Annotated in this window: 14 protein-coding genes; 10 read left to right on the forward strand and 4 right to left on the reverse strand. The window is 66.8% G+C overall.

Features of this window, described 5'->3' with window-relative positions:
* The first annotated feature begins 174 nt into the window (after nucleotides 1-174).
* From CR156_RS17880 to CR156_RS17925, 10 genes are all read left to right on the forward strand, one after another.
* The gene (locus CR156_RS17880) at nucleotides 175-1413 is read left to right on the forward strand and encodes an efflux RND transporter periplasmic adaptor subunit (RefSeq protein WP_089237326.1); all 1239 of its coding nucleotides are present in this window, start codon (nucleotides 175-177) and stop codon (nucleotides 1411-1413) included.
* Between the two features lie 74 nt (nucleotides 1414-1487).
* Nucleotides 1488-4721: an efflux RND transporter permease subunit gene (locus CR156_RS17885; RefSeq protein WP_100553808.1), complete on the forward strand. Its 3234-nt coding sequence runs from the start codon at nucleotides 1488-1490 to the stop codon at nucleotides 4719-4721.
* A gap of 31 nt (nucleotides 4722-4752) precedes the next feature.
* Nucleotides 4753-7875, forward strand: coding sequence for an efflux RND transporter permease subunit (locus CR156_RS17890; protein ID WP_100553809.1), 3123 nt, complete (start codon nucleotides 4753-4755; stop codon nucleotides 7873-7875).
* Between the two features lie 249 nt (nucleotides 7876-8124).
* A complete protein-coding gene (locus CR156_RS17895) occupies nucleotides 8125-10182 on the forward strand; it encodes a TonB-dependent siderophore receptor (protein ID WP_100553810.1) in 2058 nt (685 codons plus the stop codon).
* 136 nt (nucleotides 10183-10318) lie between these two features.
* On the forward strand, nucleotides 10319-12496 hold the full coding sequence (gene yccS, locus CR156_RS17900; RefSeq protein ID WP_100553811.1) for a YccS family putative transporter: 2178 nt from the start codon (nucleotides 10319-10321) through the stop codon (nucleotides 12494-12496).
* Nucleotides 12497-12625: 129 nt separating this feature from the next.
* Nucleotides 12626-13423, forward strand: a complete 798-nt coding sequence (locus tag CR156_RS17905; protein WP_100553812.1) for an SDR family NAD(P)-dependent oxidoreductase — start codon at nucleotides 12626-12628, stop codon at nucleotides 13421-13423.
* A gap of 145 nt (nucleotides 13424-13568) precedes the next feature.
* Nucleotides 13569-15458 (forward strand): MFS transporter, encoded by a 1890-nt coding sequence (locus CR156_RS17910; protein WP_100553813.1) that lies wholly within the window; start codon nucleotides 13569-13571, stop codon nucleotides 15456-15458.
* Between the two features lie 196 nt (nucleotides 15459-15654).
* A complete protein-coding gene (locus tag CR156_RS17915) occupies nucleotides 15655-15942 on the forward strand; it encodes a CD225/dispanin family protein (RefSeq protein ID WP_089237339.1) in 288 nt (95 codons plus the stop codon).
* A 33-nt stretch (nucleotides 15943-15975) separates the two neighbouring features.
* Nucleotides 15976-16260, forward strand: coding sequence for a CD225/dispanin family protein (locus tag CR156_RS17920; protein ID WP_100462178.1), 285 nt, complete (start codon nucleotides 15976-15978; stop codon nucleotides 16258-16260).
* A gap of 43 nt (nucleotides 16261-16303) precedes the next feature.
* Nucleotides 16304-16729 (forward strand): DUF2752 domain-containing protein, encoded by a 426-nt coding sequence (locus CR156_RS17925; RefSeq protein ID WP_089237343.1) that lies wholly within the window; start codon nucleotides 16304-16306, stop codon nucleotides 16727-16729.
* A 517-nt stretch (nucleotides 16730-17246) separates the two neighbouring features.
* Here CR156_RS17925 and ampE read toward each other — a convergent pair.
* From ampE to CR156_RS17945, 4 genes are all read right to left on the reverse strand, one after another.
* On the reverse strand, nucleotides 17247-18134 hold the full coding sequence (gene ampE / locus CR156_RS17930; protein ID WP_100553814.1) for a regulatory signaling modulator protein AmpE: 888 nt from the start codon (nucleotides 18132-18134) through the stop codon (nucleotides 17247-17249).
* Nucleotides 18135-18228: 94 nt separating this feature from the next.
* A complete protein-coding gene (nudC, locus tag CR156_RS17935; RefSeq protein ID WP_089237348.1) occupies nucleotides 18229-19161 on the reverse strand; it encodes an NAD(+) diphosphatase in 933 nt (310 codons plus the stop codon).
* A gap of 142 nt (nucleotides 19162-19303) precedes the next feature.
* The gene (gene erpA / locus CR156_RS17940; protein ID WP_025874631.1) at nucleotides 19304-19696 is read right to left on the reverse strand and encodes an iron-sulfur cluster insertion protein ErpA; all 393 of its coding nucleotides are present in this window, start codon (nucleotides 19694-19696) and stop codon (nucleotides 19304-19306) included.
* A 31-nt stretch (nucleotides 19697-19727) separates the two neighbouring features.
* Entirely contained in the window at nucleotides 19728-20192 is a 465-nt protein-coding gene (locus CR156_RS17945) for a bactofilin family protein (RefSeq protein WP_089237350.1), read from the reverse strand.
* Nucleotide 20193: the final 1 nt, after the last annotated feature.

Below are 20193 nucleotides of genomic sequence, written 5' to 3' on the forward strand. Positions count from 1 at the left end.
GGAAGGGGTCTGCACCTGAATGTAGGGCAACCTCGCCGCTACGGGAACCTCCACCGTCGCCCACCGGTCTGAGCGCCCGTCCCATCCGTCATGCAGGAAACCCGGTGGGCCACAGGTATGCTTTGCGCATTGCCACCCGGGGTGCCACCCCGTCCAGCCCTCTTGGAGTCTTGAATGTCACGTGTTTGGAAGATCGTGCTGCTGGTCGTGGCGGTACTGGTGCTGGCCGTGGTCGGCCTGCGCGTACTCGGTGGCGGCAAGGACAAGGCCGCGGGGCAGGAAGCAGGCGCCCGTGAGGGTGGTGAAGATCCCGATGCCGGCCCGGTGCCGGTAACCGTGGTCGATGCCGTACGCCAGGACGTGCCGGTGTATGCCAGCGCGCTGGGCACGGTAACCGCGATGAACACCGTGACCGTCAGCCCGCAGGTGGGCGGCCAGCTGATGAGCCTCAATTTCCGCGAAGGCCAGGAAGTGAAGAAGGGCGACGTGCTGGCGGTGATCGACCCGCGCACCGCCCAGGCCAGCTATGACCAGGCCGTCGCTTCCAAGCGCCAGAACGAGGCCCTGCTGGCCACCGCGCGCTCGAACTACCAGCGCTCGAACGCGCCGGAGTACCGCCAGTTCGTGGCCAAGACCGATCTGGATACACAACGAAACCAGGTGGCACAGTACGAAAGCGCGGTGGCCGCCAATGAAGCGAGCATGCGTTCGGCGCAGGTGCAACTGCAGTACACCCGGGTCACCGCACCGATCACCGGTATCGCCGGCATCCGCGCGGTCGACGCCGGCAATGTGGTCAACGCCGGCACCGCACTGGTCACCCTGACCCAGATCCATCCGATCCACGTGCTGTTCAACCTGCCCGAGCGCCAGCTCGGCGACGTGCGCCAGGCGCAGGCTGCCGGCAGCGTGCCGGTCGCCGCGCTGGACCGCGCCGATTCGCACGTGCTCAGCGGCGACGGCAAGCTGGATGTGGTCGACAACCTGATCAGCGCCGACAGCGGTACTTTCAAGGCGCGCGCGGTGTTCGACAACACCGACAACGGCCTGTGGCCGGGCCAGTTCGTCAATGTGCGCATGCAGTTGCGCACCATCGGCGGCGGCGTGGTGATCCCGACCCAGGCGGTACTGCGTGGCCCGGACGGCGAGTACGTCTATGTCGTGCAGGGCGACAACACGGTGAAGATGCAGACCGTGCGCAGTGGCGTGGAAGTGGGCGACAGCCAGGTGCAGGTCGCCGAAGGCCTGAAAGGCGGCGAGCGCGTGGTCAGCGAAGGCCAGTTCCGCCTGAAGCCGGGCAGCAAGGTGACCGCGCTGAAGCCGGGCGAAACGCCGGCCGCACCGACCGAGGCCGAACTGAAGGCCGCCGAACAGAAGAGTGGCGGCGGCCGCCGCGGTGGTGGCCCGCGCTGAGCGCAGGCCCCTGCTCTTCCCCGCGCCGGCGATCCCGCCGGCGCTGCCATTGATGTGCCAGCAAGGATCAGTCCGTGGGCTTTTCGACGATCTTCATCCGCCGCCCGATTGCCACCTCGCTGTTGATGGCGGGCTTGTTGCTCCTGGGCATCCTCGGTTACCGCAAGCTGCCGGTGTCGGCGCTGCCGGAAATCGATGCGCCCAGCCTGGTGGTGACCACCCAGTACCCCGGTGCCAACGCCACCACCATGGCCTCGCTGGTGACCACGCCGCTGGAGCGCCAGTTCGGGCAGATCTCCGGGCTGGAACTGATGACCTCCGATTCCTCGGCGGGGTTGTCCACGATCATCCTGCAGTTCTCGATGGACCGCGACATCGACATCGCCGCACAGGACGTGCAGGCGGCGATCCGCCAGGCCACCCTGCCCTCGTCGCTGCCGTACCAGCCGGTCTACAACCGGGTGAACCCGGCCGACGCGGCCATCGTCACCCTCAAGCTGACCTCCGATACGCGGCCGCTGCGCGACGTCAACAACTACGCTGACTCGATCCTCGCCCAGCGCCTGTCGCAGGTGCAGGGCGTGGGCCTGGTGTCGATCGCCGGCAACGTGCGTCCGGCCGTGCGCATCCAGGTCAACCCGGCGCAGCTGTCCAACATGGGCCTGACCCTGGAAGAGCTGCGCAGCGCGCTCACCCAGGCCAACGTCAATGCGCCGAAGGGCTCGTTGAACGGCAAGACCCAGTCCTACAGCATCGGCACCAACGACCAGCTGGCCAGCGCCGCCGAGTACCGCGACACCATCATCAGCTACAAGAACGGCCGCCCGGTGCGACTGTCCGACGTGGCCGAAGTGATCGATGGCGTGGAGAATGACCAGCTGGCCGCGTGGGCCGATGGCAAGCCGGCGGTGCTGCTGGAAGTGCGCCGCCAGCCCGGCGCCAACATCGTGCAGACCGTCGAGCGCATCCGCGCGCTGCTGCCGCAGCTGCAGGGCGTGCTGCCGGCCGACGTGCACCTGGAAGTGTTCTCCGACCGCACCGAAACCATCCGCGCGTCGGTGCATGAGGTGCAGTTCACCCTGATCCTGACCATCGGTCTGGTGGTGGCGGTGATCTTCGTGTTCCTGCGCCGGTTCTGGGCCACGATCATTCCCTCGGTGGCGGTGCCGTTGTCGCTGGCCGGCACCTTCGCGGTGATGGCCTTCACCGGCATGTCGCTGGACAACCTCTCGCTGATGGCGCTGGTGGTGGCCACCGGCTTCGTGGTCGACGATGCGATCGTGATGATCGAGAACATCGTGCGCTACATCGAACAAGGCAAGAGTGGCAAGGAAGCGGCCGAGATCGGTGCGCGCCAGATCGGCTTCACCGTGCTGTCGCTGACGGTTTCGCTGGTAGCGGTGTTCCTGCCGCTGCTGCTGATGCCCGGCGTCACCGGCCGCCTGTTCCACGAGTTCGCCTGGGTGCTGAGCATCGCGGTGGTGCTGTCGATGCTGATCTCGCTGACGCTCACCCCGATGATGTGTGCCTACCTGCTCAAGCCCGATGCGCTGCCCGAGGGCGAGGACGCGCACGAGCGTGCCGCCGCAGCCGGCAAGCAGAACCTGTGGACGCGCACCGTCGGCCTGTACGAGCGCAGCCTGGACTGGGTGCTGGAACACCAGCCCCTCACCCTGGCCGTGGCCGCTGCCGCGCTGGTACTGACCGTGCTGCTGTACGTGCTGATCCCCAAGGGCCTGCTGCCCGAACAGGACACCGGCCTGATCACCGCCGTGGTCCAGGCCGACCAGAACATCGCGTTCCCGCAGATGGAGCAGCGCACCAAGCAGGTTGCCGAGGCGCTGCGCAAGGACGCGGACGTGACCGGCGTGTCAGCCTTCATCGGCGCCGGCAGCATGAATCCCACGCTCAACCAGGGCCAGCTGTCGATCGTGCTGAAAGAGCGCGGCGAGCGCGATGGACTGGATGACATCCTGCCGCGCCTGCAGAAGTCCGTCGCCGGCATTCCCGGCGTGGCGCTGTACCTGAAGCCGGTACAGGACGTGACCCTGGATACCCGCGTGGCCGCCACCGAATACCAGTACTCGCTGTCGGACGTGGACAGCGCCGAAGTTGCACTGCAGGCCAACCGCCTGACCCAGGCACTGCGCCAGCGCCCGGAACTGGCCGACGTCGACAACAACCTGTCCAACCAGGGCCGCGCACTGGAACTGAACATCGACCGCGACAAGGCCAGCGTGCTGGGCGTGCCGATGCAGACCATCGACGACACGCTCTACGATGCGTTCGGCCAGCGCCAGATCTCGACCATCTTCACCGAGCTCAACCAGTACCGCGTGGTACTGGAAGTGGCACCGCAGTTCCGCACCAGCACCGCGCTGATGGAACAGCTCGCCGTTGCCTCCAATGGCGCCGGCGCACTGACCGGCACCAACGCCACCAGCTTCGGCCAGGTCACTTCGTCCAACTCGTCCACCGCCACCGGTATCGGTGCGCAGAACACCGGCATCACCGTCGGTGCGGGCAGTATCATCCCGCTGTCGGCGCTGGCCGAGGCCAAGGTGTCCAGCGCGCCGCTGCTGGTCAGCCACCAGCAGCAGCTGCCTGCGGTGACGGTGTCGTTCAACGTCGCCCCGGGTTATTCGCTGTCCGATGCGGTCAAGGCCATCGAAGAGACCAAGGCCAGCCTGGACATGCCGGCGCACGTGCATGCGCAGTTCATCGGCAAGGCCGCCGAATTCACCGGCAGCCAGACCGACGTGGTGTGGCTGCTGCTGGCGTCGCTGGTGGTGATCTACATCGTGCTGGGCGTGCTCTACGAGAGCTACATCCACCCGATCACGATCATCTCGACCCTGCCGCCGGCCGGCGTCGGTGCGCTGCTGGCACTGATGGTCTGTGGCCTGAGCCTGTCGGTGGACGGCATCGTCGGCATCGTGCTGCTGATCGGCATCGTCAAGAAGAACGGCATCATGATGGTCGACTTCGCCATCGAGGCGCGGCGCACCGGCGCCAACGCGCGCGAGGCCATCCGCCGCGCCTGCCTGCTGCGCTTCCGCCCGATCATGATGACCACCGCAGCGGCCATGCTCGGCGCGTTGCCGCTGGCGCTGGGCACCGGCATCGGCTCGGAACTGCGTCGCCCGCTGGGCATCGCCATCGTCGGCGGCCTGCTGTTGTCGCAGCTGGTGACGCTGTACACCACGCCGGTGATCTACCTGTACATGGAGCGCTTCTCGGAATGGCTTGCACGTCGCCGTGAACAGCGCGCGCTGCGCGATGGCACGGTGCAGGAGCCGCAGGCATGACCCTGGCCCCGCACCTCCGGCGGGCCGCACGATGAATCTGTCCGGCCCCTTCATCCGCCGTCCGATCGGCACTGCCCTGCTGGCCATCGGCTTGTTCATGGTCGGCGTGATCTGTTACCTGCGGCTCGGCGTGTCGGCGCTGCCGAACATCGAGATCCCGGTGATCTTCGTGCACGCCAGCCAGTCCGGCGCGGACGCGGCAACCATGGCCTCCACGGTGACCGCGCCGCTGGAGCGCCACCTCGGCCAGCTGCCGGGCATCGACCGCATGCGCTCGTCGAGTTCGGAAGGCAGCTCGCTGGTGTTCATGATCTTCCAGAGCGACCGCGACATCGATTCAGCCGCGCTGGACGTACAGACGGCGATCAATTCGGCGCAGGCCGACCTGCCCTCGGGCATGGGCTCGCCGATGTACCAGAAGGCGAACCCGAACGACGACCCGGTGATCGCCATCGCGCTGACGTCACAGACGCAGTCCGCCGATGAGCTGTACAACGTCGCCGACTCGCTGCTGGCCCAGCGCATCCGCCAGATCGGCGGCGTCGCCTCGGTGGATATCGCCGGTGCCTCGACGCCGGCGGTGCGGGTGGACGTCAACCTTCGCCTGATGAACGCGCTGGGACTGACCGCCGACGACCTGCGCAATGCCGTGCGTGCGGCCAACGTGACCTCGCCCACCGGCTTCCTCAGCGATGGCAACACCACCACGGCGATCATCGCCAACGATTCGGTCGCACGCGCGGCCGACTTCGCCGATCTGGTGGTCAAGACCCAGGGCGATGGCCGGGTGATCCGCCTTAAGGACATCGCCAACGTCTACGACGGCCAGCAGGATGCCTACCAGGCCGCGTGGTTCGACCACAAACCGGCCGTGGTGATGTATGTGTTCACCCGTGCCGGCGCCAACATCGTCGAGACCGTGGACCGGGTGAAAGCGCAGATTCCCGCCTTGCGCGATTACCTGCAGCCGGGCACCACGATGACGCCCTACTTCGACCGCACCCCGACCATCCGTTCGTCGCTGCATGAAGTGCAGATCACCCTGCTGATCAGCCTGGCGATGGTGGTGCTGACGATGGCGCTGTTCCTGCGCCGGTTGGCGCCGACGTTGATCGCTGCGGTCACCGTGCCGCTGTCACTGGCCGGTGCCGCGCTGGTGATGTACGTGATGGGTTTCACCCTGAACAACCTGAGCCTGCTGGCGCTGGTGATCGCGATCGGCTTCGTGGTCGACGATGCGATCGTGGTGATCGAGAACATCATGCGCCACCTCGACGAGGGCATGCCGCGGATGCAGGCGGCCTTCGCCGGTGCGCGCGAAATCGGCTTCACCATCGTCTCGATCACCGCCTCGCTGGTGGCGGTGTTCATCCCGCTGCTGTTCGCCAGCGGCATGATGGGCGCGTTCTTCCGCGAGTTCACCGTGACCCTGGTGGCGGCGATCGTGGTTTCGATGGTCGTTTCGCTGACGCTGACCCCGGCGCTGTGCAGCCGCTTCCTCAGCGCACACGACCACAAGGCGGCACCATCGCGCTTCGGCCGCTGGCTTGATGCCGGTCACGAGCGGATGCTGCGCATCTACACCGTGTTCCTTGATTTCTCGCTGCGCCATGCGCTGCTGCTGTCGTTGACGCCGTTGATCCTGATCGGCGTCACCATCTTCCTGTTCGGTGCGGTGAAGAAGGGCGCGTTCCCGCCGCAGGACACCGGCCTGATCTGGGGCCGCGCCAACTCCAGTGCAACGGTGTCCTTCGAGGACATGGTCAGCCGCCAGCGGCGCATCACCGACATGCTGATGGCCGACCCGGCGGTGAAGACCGTGGGCGTACGCCTGGGCAGTGGCCGCCAGGGCTCCAGCGCACAGTTCAACGTCGAACTGAAGTCGCGCAAGGAAGGCCGCCGCGAAACCACCGCACACGCACTGGCACGGCTGAGTGCGAAGGCCGACCGTTACCCGGACCTGCAGCTGCGCCTGCGCGCGATCCAGGACCTGCCCAGCAATGATGGTGGTGGCAACAGCCAGGGCGCGCAGTACCGCGTCTCGCTGCAGGGAAACGACCTGGCCGCACTGCAGGAATGGCTGCCCAAGCTGCAGGCAGCGTTGAAGAAGAATCCGAAGCTGCGCGATGTCGGCACCGACGTCGACAACGCCGGGCTGCGCCAGAACATCGAGATCGACCGTGCCAAGGCCGCGCGCCTGGGCATCTCGGTCGGCGCCATCGACGGTGCGCTGTACGGCGCGTTCGGCCAGCGCCAGATTTCCACCATCTACTCGGACATCAACCAGTACAGCGTGGTGGTCAACGCGCTGCCGTCGCAGACTGCCACGCCCTCGGCGCTGGATGAAGTGCATGTGCGCGCACGCAACGGCGAGATGGTGCCGATCACCGCGGTGGCCAGACAGGCGCCGGGCCTGGCGCCCTCGCAGATCACCCATGAAAACCAGTACACGACGATGGACCTGAGCTACAACCTCGCCCCCGGCGTCAGCATGGGCGAGGCCAAGGCCATCATCGACAGCACCGTGGCCGGCATGCGCATGCCCGGCGACATCCGCCTGGCCGATGACGCGGGCTTCGGCTTCAATTCCGACCCCAGCGACATGCTGATCCTCGTGCTGGCGGCGATCCTCACCGTCTATCTGGTGCTGGGCATCCTGTACGAAAGCCTGATCCACCCGGTGACGATCCTGTCCACGCTGCCGGCAGCCGGCGTGGGTGCATTGCTGGCGTTGTTCGGCACCAACACCGAGCTGTCGGTGATCTCGATGATCGCGCTGGTGCTGCTGATCGGCATCGTCAAGAAGAACGCGATCATGATGATCGACTTCGCCCTGGTGGCGCAGCGCGAACATGGGCTGACCCCGCGCGAGGCGGCACGCGAAGCCAGCATCGTGCGTTTCCGCCCGATCATGATGACCACGATGGTGGCGATCCTGGCGGCGGTGCCGCTGGCGATCGGCCTGGGTGAAGGTTCGGAACTGCGTCGCCCGCTGGGCATCGCGATGATCGGCGGTCTGCTGTTCTCGCAGAGCCTGACCCTGCTCAGCACGCCGGCGCTGTACGTGATCTTCTCGTGCCTGGCCGAGCGCTGGAAGGCGCGGCGTGCGCGCAGGCGTGAGGCAAAGCTGCTGAGGCGTGCGCAGCGGGCGTAGCAAGACCCATCCACGCATGGCGTGGATCTACTGCAACACCTGCCTCTGGTGGGTGCGGACCGTTGGTCCGCACCCCGATGGCATTTGACGCGCTGTAACGAAAAGAGAACAATTCTCATCCAGCCATGGTCCTGCGCCCCCTTGCGGCGCCCCGCTGCCGTTGCCGGCACGCCTGTGTGATCCCAGCCACCGACCTTTCCCCCCTGCATGGGCGGATGGCCCGTGGCCGCCCGCCGAGGATCTCCATCGATGTTGCCCATCCGCTCCCCCCGCCTGGCCGTGCTGGCCGTAGCGCTGTCCGCCGCCTGCACTGCACACGCCGAAGCCCCCGCCGACGCCCGTAGTGCCACCGATCTGGACGCGGTCAAGGTCATCGCCGAACGTACCCACACCGAGGCCGGCGCCCTGGGCGACCGCGCCCTGCGTGATACCCCGTTTGCGATCACCGCCGTCGGCCGTGAGCAGATCGAACAGCGCCAGGCCGTGTCGCTGGGCGAAGCCTTCCTGCTCGACCCCTCGGTCACCACGCAGGTAAGCGCCTATGCCAGCGGCTGGAGCTCTCCGATCCGCAACCGCGGCATCGACCTGAATTTCGACAGCTACCGGGTCAACGGCCTGCAGGTCTCGTCCTGGGGCACCGAATGGCCGCTGGAAGTGATGGAACAGGTCGACCTGCTGAAGGGCCCCGGCGGGTTCCTGTACGGCTTCGGCGCACCGGGCGGCATCGTCAACTACATCACCAAGAAGCCGACCGACGTACCGACCTTCTCCGCCCAGCTCGGCTGGCGCGAGCAGGGCATCGTCAGCGGCGGCATCGACGTCGGTGGCCGCTTCGGCAACGAGCAGATGTTCGGCTACCGCTTCAACGCGTACCAGGAGAAGGGCGAAACCTTCAACGGCGGCCATGTCGATCGCAAGGTCGGCGCGTTGTCGCTGGACGCGCGCCTGAGCGATGCGCTCACCTGGACCTTCGACGGCGTATTCCAGTCGCGCGACCTGCGCGAGGAATCACCGCAGTACTACTTCCGTGGCCTGACGTCGCTGCCGCGACCGATCGCCGGCGATGTCGACAACAGTGTGCCTGGCACCTACTACGACACCCGTTCCAGCCTGCTGTCCACCGCACTGAACTGGCAGATCAACAGCGACTGGAAGGCCAGCCTGAGCTATGGCGTCACCACCTCATGGAACGACGTCAACAAGATCTTTGCCTACATCGATGACCTCAACGGCGACTACGACGTCAACGTCTACGAGCTCGGCGGCAAGAGCGAGTGGAAGCTGGCGCAGGCACTGGTGCAGGGCAGCTTCGGCACCGGTCCGCTGCAGCACCAGCTGGTGGCCGGTGTCAGCCACCAGACCGGGCTGGGCTGGGACCGTCCTTACGAGTTCAACCTGATCGGCCGTGCCAACCTGTACCAGCGCCATGACATCCGCCACGATGCAGTCGGTTCGCGGGTGATGAGCCGTGGCAGCGAAACCGTGCAGAAGGCCGTGTTCGTCAGCGATACCGTCGACCTCGGCCATGGCTGGTCGGTGCTGGCCGGTTGGCGCTACAACGATTTCGAGACCAAGGGCGCGTACCACACCTATCCGGTCACCCCGACCTATGCGGTGATGTTCAAGCCCAGCGAGGCCGTCACCCTGTATGCCAGCTACATCGAGTCGCTGGAAGCCGGCGGCCGCGTCGGCAACAGCTACGTCAATGCCGGCGATGTGCTCGCCCCCACCATCAGCAAGCAGTACGAGATCGGCGCCAAGGTTGAAGCGGATCGCTGGAACGCGAACGTCGCTGCCTTCCGCCTGGAGCGCGGCGCCAACATCGATCAGCTGACCGATGCAGGCAAGCGCCTGGTGCAGGATGGCATCACCCTGTACGAAGGCATCGAAGCCAGCGCCGACCTGCACCTGACCGATGCGCTGACCGTCGGCGGTGGCGTGACCTGGCTGGACCCGACCTACGACAAGCTGTCCCCGGGCAGCGCGGCGCAGGAAGGCAACCGCACCGTCGGTGCAGCACGCTGGAGCGGCGTGCTGCATGCCACCTACCAGCTGCCGTGGGTGGAAGGGCTGGAGACCTATGCCGCCGTGCGCTACTACGGCGATGTCTGGTATGACGCCGACAACACCCTGAAGCTGCCCGACTACACGCTCGTCAATGCCGGCATCGGCTACCGCCTGCTGGCCTCCGGCCACCCGGTGACCCTGCGTGCCAGCGTGGAGAACCTGGCCAACCGCAGGTACTGGTCCAATGCGGGCGTCGGCCTGCCGCGCACCTTCGCGCTGAGCGTGCGGTTCGACATGTAAGCAACCGGCAAACGGTAGTGCCGGCCGCTGGCCGGCACTACCGGGTATCGAGCGGAAAATCATCCACGCATGGCGTGGATCTACCATTTCACGCGCGGCCCGCAATAATGGAGGTCGATCCTTCCGCCGAGCCTGCATGTCCGCACGCGAATCCCGCCTCAGCCGCCTGTGGGCCCACGAGAAGGCCAGCTATGGCCTGCGGGTGTTCATTGCCCTGACAGCGGCCCTGGCCGTGTGCTGGCACCTGGATGCGCTGACCGCGCTGCCCGGCGTGTTCCTGGGCATCATCGCCAGCGCGATTGCCGAGACCGATGACAACTGGTGGGGCCGGACCAAGGCCGTGCTGCTGTCGCTGCTGTGCTTCTGCCTGGCGGCGGCCTCGGTGATCTGGCTGTTCCCCTGGCCGTGGATCTTCATCACGGCCCTGGCGCTGTCCACGTTCGGCCTGACACTGCTCGGCGCACTCGGCGAGCGCTACGCGTCCATCGCCCAGGCCACCGTCACCCTGGCCATCTACACCATGATCGGCCTGGAACAGCATGGTGCCCATGACCTGCACAGCGCGCTGGACGCGGTCAGCCACCTGCTGGCGGGTGCGGTCTGGTACGGGCTGCTGTCGATTCTGTGGACCACGCTGTTCGCCAACCGGCCGGTGCGCGAGCGCGTGGCACGCCTGTACGTGGAGCTGGGCCGTTACCTGCAGCTCAAGGCCGCTCTGTTCGAACCCGTGCGTGAGGCGGACCTGCAGCGCCGCCAGCTCGACCTGGCCGAACAGAACCGCCGCGTAGTCGGTGCGCTGAACGAGGCGAAGACGGCGATCCTGGCGCGCTTTGGCCGCTCCGGCCGGCCCGGCGTCAACTCCGGCCTGTACCTTCGCCTGTACTACATGGCACAGGATTTCCATGAGCGCGCCAGCTCCTCCCACTATCCGTACGGCGCGCTGGTCGATGCGTTCTTCCACAGCGACGTGCTGTACCGCTGCCAGCGCCTGCTCGACCTGCAGGGCCAGGCCTGTGCACGGCTGGGCGAAGCGATCCGGCTGCGCCGCCCGTTCGTCTACGGCGAGAGCAACCAGCAGGCCGGGCGCGACCTGGCCGATGCGCTGACCTACCTGCGCGACCAGCAACGTCCGCAGTGGCAGCGTCTGCTCGGCTCGCTGGACCTGCTGGTGCACAACCTGCGCAGCATCGAGCGCCGCCTGCTCGATGCCGAACGTTCCGAAGCCAGCCTGGACAACGTCGACACCCGCCTGCGCGACAGCAACCCGCACACCCTGCGCGAAATGGGCGTGCGCCTGCGCCAGCAGCTCACCCCGGGCTCGGTGCTGTTCCGCCATGGCCTGCGCATGGCGCTGGCACTGATCGCCGGTTTCGTTGCCATCCGCCTGTTCAATGCCCAGAACGGCTCGTGGGTGCTGCTGACCATCGTGTTCGTGTGCCGGCCCAGTTTCGGCGCCACCCGCCAGCGCCTGGCCCAGCGCATCGTCGGTACGCTGGCCGGCCTGGTGCTGACCTGGGCGCTGCTGCAGCTGTTCCCCCGGCTGGAGATCCAGCTGCTGATCGCGCTGCTGTCAGCACTGCTGTTCTTCTTCACCCGTTCCGACCGCTATCTGGTCGCCTCGGCCGCCATCACGGTGATGGCGCTGACCTGCTTCAACCTGATCGGCGACGGCTTCGTACTGATCGTGCCGCGCATGGTCGATACGATCCTCGGCTGCGCGATCGCAGCCGCCGCCGCGTTCCTGATCCTGCCGGACTGGCAGGGCCGACAGTTGCACCGCGTGCTGGCGCGGGTGCTGGATACCGCCGCCCGTTATCTGGAATCGGTGCTGGGTCAGTACCGCAGCGGCATGCGCGACGATCTGGCCTACCGCATCGCCCGCCGCGACATGCACAACGCCGATGCCGCACTGTCCACCGCTTTGTCGAACATGCTGCGCGAACCGGGCCATGTGCGTCGCAACCTCGATTCGGGTTTCCACTTCCTGGCGTTGTCCAACACCCTGCTTGGGCACCTGTCGGCGCTGGGTGCGCACCGCGACCAGGTCGACAGCTATGCGGGTGATCCACTGGCGCTGGCCGCTGGCGAGCGGGTGCGCAAAGCGCTGCAGCAGCTGGCGGCGGCATTGACTGCGCAGCAACCGGTGTCGGAGGAGGACAACGACGCCGATCGTGCGGTGGCTGCGGAACTGGAACAGCTCGATGAGACGATGCCGCCGAAACTGCAGCTGATCCGCACGCAGATGGCGCTGGTGCTGCGGATGCTGCCGAAGGTGAGAGCGGCGGCGAATGGCGCGGTGCGTGGTTTGAGCTGACGGCATCCACGCATGGCGTGGATCTACGGGTGCGGCTGACGGCCGTGCAACATCGTGTTGCGTCCACGAGGGCATTCCGATCACGCCCCGGCGCCGATACTGCCGTGTCGCCCACGCAGGATCTCCCCCATGAAGATCGAACTCAACGACCGCACCGCGCTGGTCACCGCCTCCACCGCTGGCATCGGCCACGCCATCGCACAGGGGCTCGCCGCCGCCGGCGCGCAGGTCATCCTCAACGGCCGCAGCGCCGACAGCGTGGAACGCGCGCGCCAGCGCCTGCTGGCTGCCCTTCCCAAGGCCAACGTGCTGGGCGTGGCCGCCGACCTGTCCGACGCCAGCGGTGTCGACACCCTGCTGGCCGGCCTGCCGGGGAAGGTCGACATCCTGGTCAACAATGCCGGCATCTTCGGCCCGCAGGACTTCTTCGAGACCGACGATGCCACCTGGGAGCAGTACTGGCAGACCAACGTCATGTCCGGCGTGCGCCTGTCGCGCGCCCTGCTGCCGGCGATGGTCGACGCCGGCTGGGGCCGCGTACTGTTCATCTCCTCCGAATCAGCACGCAACATTCCGGCCGACATGATCCATTACGGCGTCAGCAAGACCGCGCAGCTGTCGCTGTCACGCGGCCTGGCCAAGCGCGTGGCCGGCAGCGGCGTCACCGTCAATGCGGTGCTGCCCGGCCCGACGTTGTCGGACGGCTTCGCAACGATGTTCGAAGAAGAACGCGCGCGTACCGGCAAGCCGCTGGAACAGATCGGCCGTGAGTTCGTGATGGCCCATCGTCCTGCGTCGGTGATACAGCGCGCGGCCACGGTCGAAGAAGTGGCCAACATGGTGGTCTACCTCGCCTCGCCGCAGGCGTCGGCCACCTCCGGCGCAGCGTTGCGGGTCGACGGCGGCGTGGTCGACGATATCGTCTGAGGTTCTCAGATGTGCGGACCAACGGTCCGCACCCACCGTCCGTACCCAGGGGGTCTGAGTAGATCCACGCCATGCGTGGATGCATGCCGCCACGGTCCCGACAGATGGGCAGGAATGCTAGGCTGCGCCGGTCCAAGGAGGTTCCATGTCCGGTCACAACCAGTTCGCCCTGCTGCGCCAGCGCCGTTTCCTGCCGTTCTTCATCGTGCAGGGGTTGGGTGCCTTCAACGACAACGTGTACCGGCAGGCGATCATCGGCCTGCTGTTCTACCTCGGCGTTGCCGAGAGCGAGCGCACGCTCTACACCAACCTGGCGCCGGCGCTGTTCATCCTGCCCTACTTCCTGTTCTCCGCCCTGGCCGGGCAGATCGCGGAAAAGCTGGAGAAATCGCGACTGATCGTGATCACCACCACCATGGAGATCGTGATCATGACGCTGGCCGCGGTGGGCTTTCTCACCGAGAGCCTGCCGGTGCTGCTGGTGGCCCTGTTCTGCACGGGCCTGCAATCCACCCTGTTCGGTCCGGTGAAGTACTCGGTGCTGCCCTCGGTACTGCGGCCGGAAGAACTGACCGGTGGCAATGGCCTGGTCGAGATGGGCACGTCGATGTCGATCCTGACCGGCATGATCGTCGGCGGCCTGGTGTTCACCCTGGCCGGCACCCATGGCCCGATCGTAGCCGCCACGGCGGTCATCGCGCTGGCGATCTGCGGCAACCTGGCCGCGCGCATGATCCCCAAGGTCGATGCCGGCGCCCCTGACCTGAAGATCAACTGGAACCCGATCCCCGAATCGCTGGCCGTGCTGCGCATGGCCAGGAAACAGAAATCGGTACGCAACGCCATCCTCGGCGTGTCCTGGTTCTGGTTCGTCGGCACCATCCTCACCGCGCAGCTGCCGTCCTATGCGGTCACCAACCTCGGTGGCGAGCCCACCCTGTACATCTTCGCGCTGGCGCTGTTTTCAGTAGGCACCGGCGTCGGTTCGCTGCTGTGCGAAAAGCTGTCGGCGCGCACCGTGGAGATCGGCCTGGTGCCACTGGGCGCGTTCGGCATGACCGCGTTTCTGCTGGACCTGTACTTCGCACGCGCCGGTGAAGCCACCGCGCAGGGCCTGTCGGTCACCCAGTTCGTGCACCAGGCCGGCAGCATCCGCATCATCGTCGACCTGCTCGGCATCGGCCTGTTCACCGGCTTCTTCGTGGTGCCGCTGTTTGCATTGATCCAGAGCCGCACGCCGAAATCGGAGATGTCGCGCGTGTTCGCCGCGCTGAACATCCAGAACTCCGGCTTCATCGTCGCTGCGGCGGTACTTGGCCTGCTCACCCAGCGCCTGCTCGGCTGGACCATCCCGCAGCTGTTCCTGGCATTGGCCATCGCCAACGCCGTGGTGGCGATCTACATCTTCACCATCGTCCCCGAATTCCTGATGCGTTTCCTCAGCTGGGTGATGGTGCGCACGCTGTATCGCCTGCGCCCGCATGGCATCGAGGGCAATGTGCCCGATGAAGGCGCCGCACTGCTGGTCTGCAACCACGTCAGCTACATGGACGCACTGATCCTGTCGGCGACGATTCCGCGCCCGGTGCGATTCGTCATGTACTACAAGATCTTCAACATCCCGGTGATGCGCTGGATTTTCCGCACCGCCAAGGCGATTCCTATCGCCGGTGCGCGCGAAGATCCTGCGCTGATGCAGCGTGCGTTCGATGAAGTCGATGCCGCACTCGCCGAGGGCGAGCTGGTGTGCATCTTCCCGGAAGGCGCATTGACCCGCGACGGTACGATGGCACCGTTCAAATCCGGCGTGGAGAAGATCCTCGAACGCCGCCCGGTACCGGTGGTACCGATGGCCCTGCGCGGCATGTGGTCGAGCATGTGGAGCCGCCGCGATACCCGGCTGGGCCGCATGCGCGTGCCGCGCCGGTTCCGGGCGACCGTAGAGGTGGTCGCGGCACCGGCAGTGGATGGCCATTCGACCGATGCCGCCGCCCTGGAAGCCCAGGTCCGCACCCTGCGCGGCGACCTCGCCTGAGGGGGGCCGATCGCGCCGCAGCGTGCTCTGAAAGCCGGCGCCAAGCGCCGGCTTTTTCTTGTCCCGTCAAGCGCCGAAGGCGTCGGGATCTGGCTGTAACCGCATACATGCGTCGCAGGTTGCGGTAGATTACGCACCCACAGGGGGGAGGTTCGGCCCGTTCACACGGCCGGCCACCAAGGAATGGAGTCTTGCTTTGAATCAACCGCCACCGCTCAGCCGTCCGGTCTACATCCCCAACCATCTGGTCTGGGCGATCCTGACGACGCTGTTCTGCTGCCTGCCGTTGGGCGTGGTGTCGATCGTGTATGCCGCCCAGGTCGATGGTCGCCGCGCGGCCGGTGACCTGCCGGGGGCCTACAGCGCGTCGCGCAAGGCGGGCTGGTGGGCGGTGGCTTCGGCCGTTGCCCTGCCGGTCCTGTTGCTGTTGTGGTTCGGGCTGTTCGGCGGCTTGGCCGTGCTGGGCGCTCTATCCGACCTTTGATTCACCACCACCACCCATCGAGGAGCTTGAACCATGAACACCAGTACCCCGCAGGTCCCCAACAATCTGGTCTGGGCCATCCTGTCCACCCTGTTCTGCTGCCTGCCGGCCGGCATCGTGTCGATCGTCTACGCCGCCCAGGTCAACGGCAAGCTGGCTGCTGGCGACGTCGCCGGTGCCCGTGATTCGGCCGACAAGGCCAAGAAGTGGGCCATGTGGTCGGCCATCGCCGCCGTCGTCGTCATGGTGCTGTACTTCATCGTGATCATGGCCGTTGGCGGCCTGGGCGCCCTGAGCGGCGGCAACGGCAGCTACTGATGCCCGCGACGGGGTCCGGCCACGCGCCGGATCCCGCTCCTGCATGTCCGCACTTCCCGCTCGTTCCCGCCTGGCCCGCTGGGCCCCGCTGCTGGCCGCTTCCGGTCTGGCTGCGGGTGCCGCCGTGGTCCTGCGCCACGTCAATCCGTATGTCTCCGGCAATCCGCTGCCGGGCTGCCCGCTGTATGCACTGACCGGCTTCTACTGCCCCGGCTGCGGCAGCACGCGCTGCCTGTATTCACTGGTCCACTTCGACCTGCCCGGCGCGATGGCGATGAACCCGTTGCTGGTCATCAGCCTGCCCTTCCTGTTCCTGATGCTGCTCAACATGGCTGGCGTGCGCCCGCGCGTGCTCGATCCGCTGATGCGGGTACTGGCCAGTCCCACGTTCTGGCTGTGGCTGCTGCCGGGCTATGCCGTGCTGCGCAACCTGCCGTGGGCGCCTTTTACCGCGCTGGCTCCGGTGTAGTTTCCAGCCAACGGCGCAGCCCCTCGTGGTGGTCGTTGAAGGCAGAAGCCGTTGGGGTTGGCCGGGCGGGTGGGCTGCGCAGGGGGCGCCGTAAACCCATCCATGGGGGCTCGGGCGCGCCATCCATGGCGCTTACGCCCCTGCGCAACCCACCCGCCCGGCCACGGACAATTTCCGTGCGCGTCCACCACGGAAAAGAAAGAAAAGATCAAAAGCGGAAGCGGATCGCTTCGCTCTGCATCCACGCATGGCGTGGATCTACCGTGTCGACCAAGGTCGACACCTACCAACAGCCGCCGGAACCTGTCGGGGGTGGGGCGGTGTGGGGCTGCAGGACCGTTGGCGCCATGGATGGCGCCATCGAGCCCCCATGGATGGGTTCACGGCGTGTACTGCAGCCCCACACCGCCCCGCCAGACCCTCAGCAACCCAGAGCCGCTTTGGCTTTGGCTTTGGCTTTGGCTTTGGCTTTGGCTTTGGCCTCTGCAGGTGCAGGGCTGCAAGCCCTGCAAAGCAACTAGGTCACCCAGCCCGCGATTACCAGCACGGCAAGCGCCGCCAGCCACAGCAGCAGCATCCGCCACACCAGGCTCATCGCATCACGCAGCTCGGGTAGCCGCTGCCACACCGGCAGCAGGCCGGCTTCGGTGTAATCGTGTGCATCTTCGCGCAGTTCGGCATTGACGCTGGCACGCGCCACCGCGCCCAGGAAACCAATGTCGCCGGCCAAGCGCTCACCATGCGCCTGGCGCCATGCCTTCCAGGCCGTGTCGAAGTTGCCGACCAGGGCCATCGAGAGCGCCATCAGCTGGGCCACCGGCCACTCGATCCAGCCCAGCAGCCGCTGCGCCAGCGCCAGCGGTTCCACCGGCACGCGCGCACGCATCGGGCTTTCCGCCATCAATGCCAGCAGGCGATAACCGAGCGCACCCACCGGGCCCAGCAGCAGGAACCAGAACAGCACCGCGAACCAGCGCCGCAGTGCGTTGAGCACGGTCGCCTCGACCAGTGAAGGAACATCCTCGCGCAGGCTGCCACCAGCCGACTGCAGGTTGCGTACCGCCGCCTGCCGGGTCGGCGCGTCGTCGGCATCGATGATTGCTTCGATGTCGCGGTCCAGATCCCGCGGGCCCCAGCACCAGGCCAGCACGGCCACGCCCAGCAGCAGCGCCGGCAGGCCGAACAGCACCCCGCGCAGCAGCCAGGCGACCAGTGCCATCAGCAGCAGTGGCGGTACGATCGCCAGCGCCACGCCGGCGGCCCCCTGCCAGGCCCGACCACCGTGCGCGTCCAGCCAGCCCAGCCAGCGCCGGAAGCCGTCGAAACGGCGCAGCGACGCGGCAGCGGCCGGGGCGACATGGCCAAGGGCCAGTGCCACCAACACGGCGACCAGGGTGGTGAACATGGCAGGTCTCCCTACGAGCAAGCGTTCGGCGTCGCTACCTTACCTGTCGCAGCGCCGCCGTCAGCGGTGAACCGTACTGTAACCGGCAGCGTGTTCAGGTGGCGGCAATGCTGGCGCCGCCGGACGCCGGTTGCTGGCGGTACCAATGCTCGATCAGGCCCCGCGAAATGGAGATCGGCGGCGACAGACGGATGCCTTCACCATCGTCCTCGACGTCACGTGCGAGGGCAGCTCCCACCTCTTCGGCGCTGAACCAGCGCGCGTCTTCCAGCTCGCCATCCACGGTCGGCACGTCGTCCTGTGCCTGCGCCCGGAAACCGACCATCAATGCACCGGGGAACGGCCAGGGCTGCGAGCCCAGGTACTGGCAGGCGGTCACCCGCACCTTGCTCTCTTCGTGCACTTCGCGCGCTACGGTCTGTTCGAAGGTCTCGCCCGGCTCGACAAAGCCGGCCAACACCGAATAGCGGCGCGGCGCCCAGTTGGACTGGCGGCCCAGCAGCAGCCGTCCCTGGTTCTCCACCGCGACGATCACTGCCGGATCAACGCGCGGATAGTGCTCGGTCGCGCACTGCGGGCAGCGGCCGACGAAGCCGCCACGGGCGAACGTCACGGCCGTGCCGCAGACGCCGCAGAAGCGGGTGCGCGACTGCCAGTAGGACATGCCGCGGGCATAGCTGAAGGCGGTCGCATCGGCTACGGTCCACAGCAGTGCGGCCTGGCGCAGATCGAGCCGGCGTGGCGCGGTGACCGTCACGCTGGCAGCTTCCACCGAGAACCACGCCTGCTCGCCACGCAGGCCGAGGAAGATCGCGACACCGGGCCCGCCACCGACATCAGCGCCGGTCAGCGCCAACGGCTGGTCGTCATCACCGGTGAAGGCGGTGCCGTCCTGGTCCAGGACAAGAATGCGCGCATCGGGCCACAGGCGCGCCAGAGCATCGGCATCTTCGCGCATGGCATCGGCGCGCTCCAACGGTTCACCCACGAAGGCAAAACCGGAAAGCGGCGAAGGAGAAGTGAGCATCCAGCTAGCCTGCCGCCAATCGATGCGGGTGGCAAGGTCGGCACTGTGCGCAATCTGCTGTTGTGGTTGCAGGACAGGCCATCCACGCATGGCGTGGATCTACCGAAGGCACCGCGCGGGGCGCATGCCCCACGCCCTGCAATTACATGCTGAAACTGCTGCCGCAGCCGCAGGTGGTCTTGGCGTTCGGATTGCGGATCACGAACTGCGCACCGGTCAGGCTCTCGGTGTAATCCACCTCGGCGCCCATCAGGTACTGCAGGCTGAGCGGATCGACCAGCAGGGTGACCCCGCTGGTCTGCACCGCCAGGTCATCGCCGGCACGGTTCTCGTCGAACTCGAACCCGTACTGGAAGCCCGAACAGCCGCCACCCTCGATGTACACGCGCAACGACAGGTCGGGGTTGCCCTCGTCCTGGATCAGTTCCTTGACCTTGGCCGCAGCGGCCTCGGTGAAGTTCAGCGGCCGATCCAGCGACTGGTAGTCGGGCGCGGCGGCCGGCGTGGCGCCGGGGAGGGAGACGAGCGTGTTCATGGGCTCAGCATGGGGGCGCAGGCGGTGGCTTTCAAGCCATCGCCTCGGCCAGCTTGCGGCGCGCGGCGGTGTCGCCCTTGCCGTCACCGGCGTCCTGGCTCTCCGGCGCTGGCAGGGCCTGCATCGGGGCGCTGGCATGGATCAGCCGGCCGTTCAGCTGGGCGCCCGCATTCATTTCCACTACCTGGTAATGAACGTTGCCGTTGACCCGGGCACTCGGGGTCAGTTCGACCTTCTCGGTGGCATGCACGTCACCGTCCAGGCGGCCACTGATGACCACCACCTGGGCGCGGATCTCACCCTCGATGACGCCATGCTCGGCGAGGGTCAGGGTCGCCGCGCTGGCGCCCTCCTGGGCAATCACCTTGCCGTGGATGCGACCTTCCACGTACAGGCCACCACTGAATTCCACATCGCCACGGATCACCACCTGGTTGCCGATCAGGGCATCCACCACCAGTTGGCCATCACGGCTGGATTTGCTGCTTCCGAACATC

It is taken from the genome of Stenotrophomonas lactitubi, assembly GCF_002803515.1.
Lineage (GTDB): Bacteria > Pseudomonadota > Gammaproteobacteria > Xanthomonadales > Xanthomonadaceae > Stenotrophomonas > Stenotrophomonas lactitubi.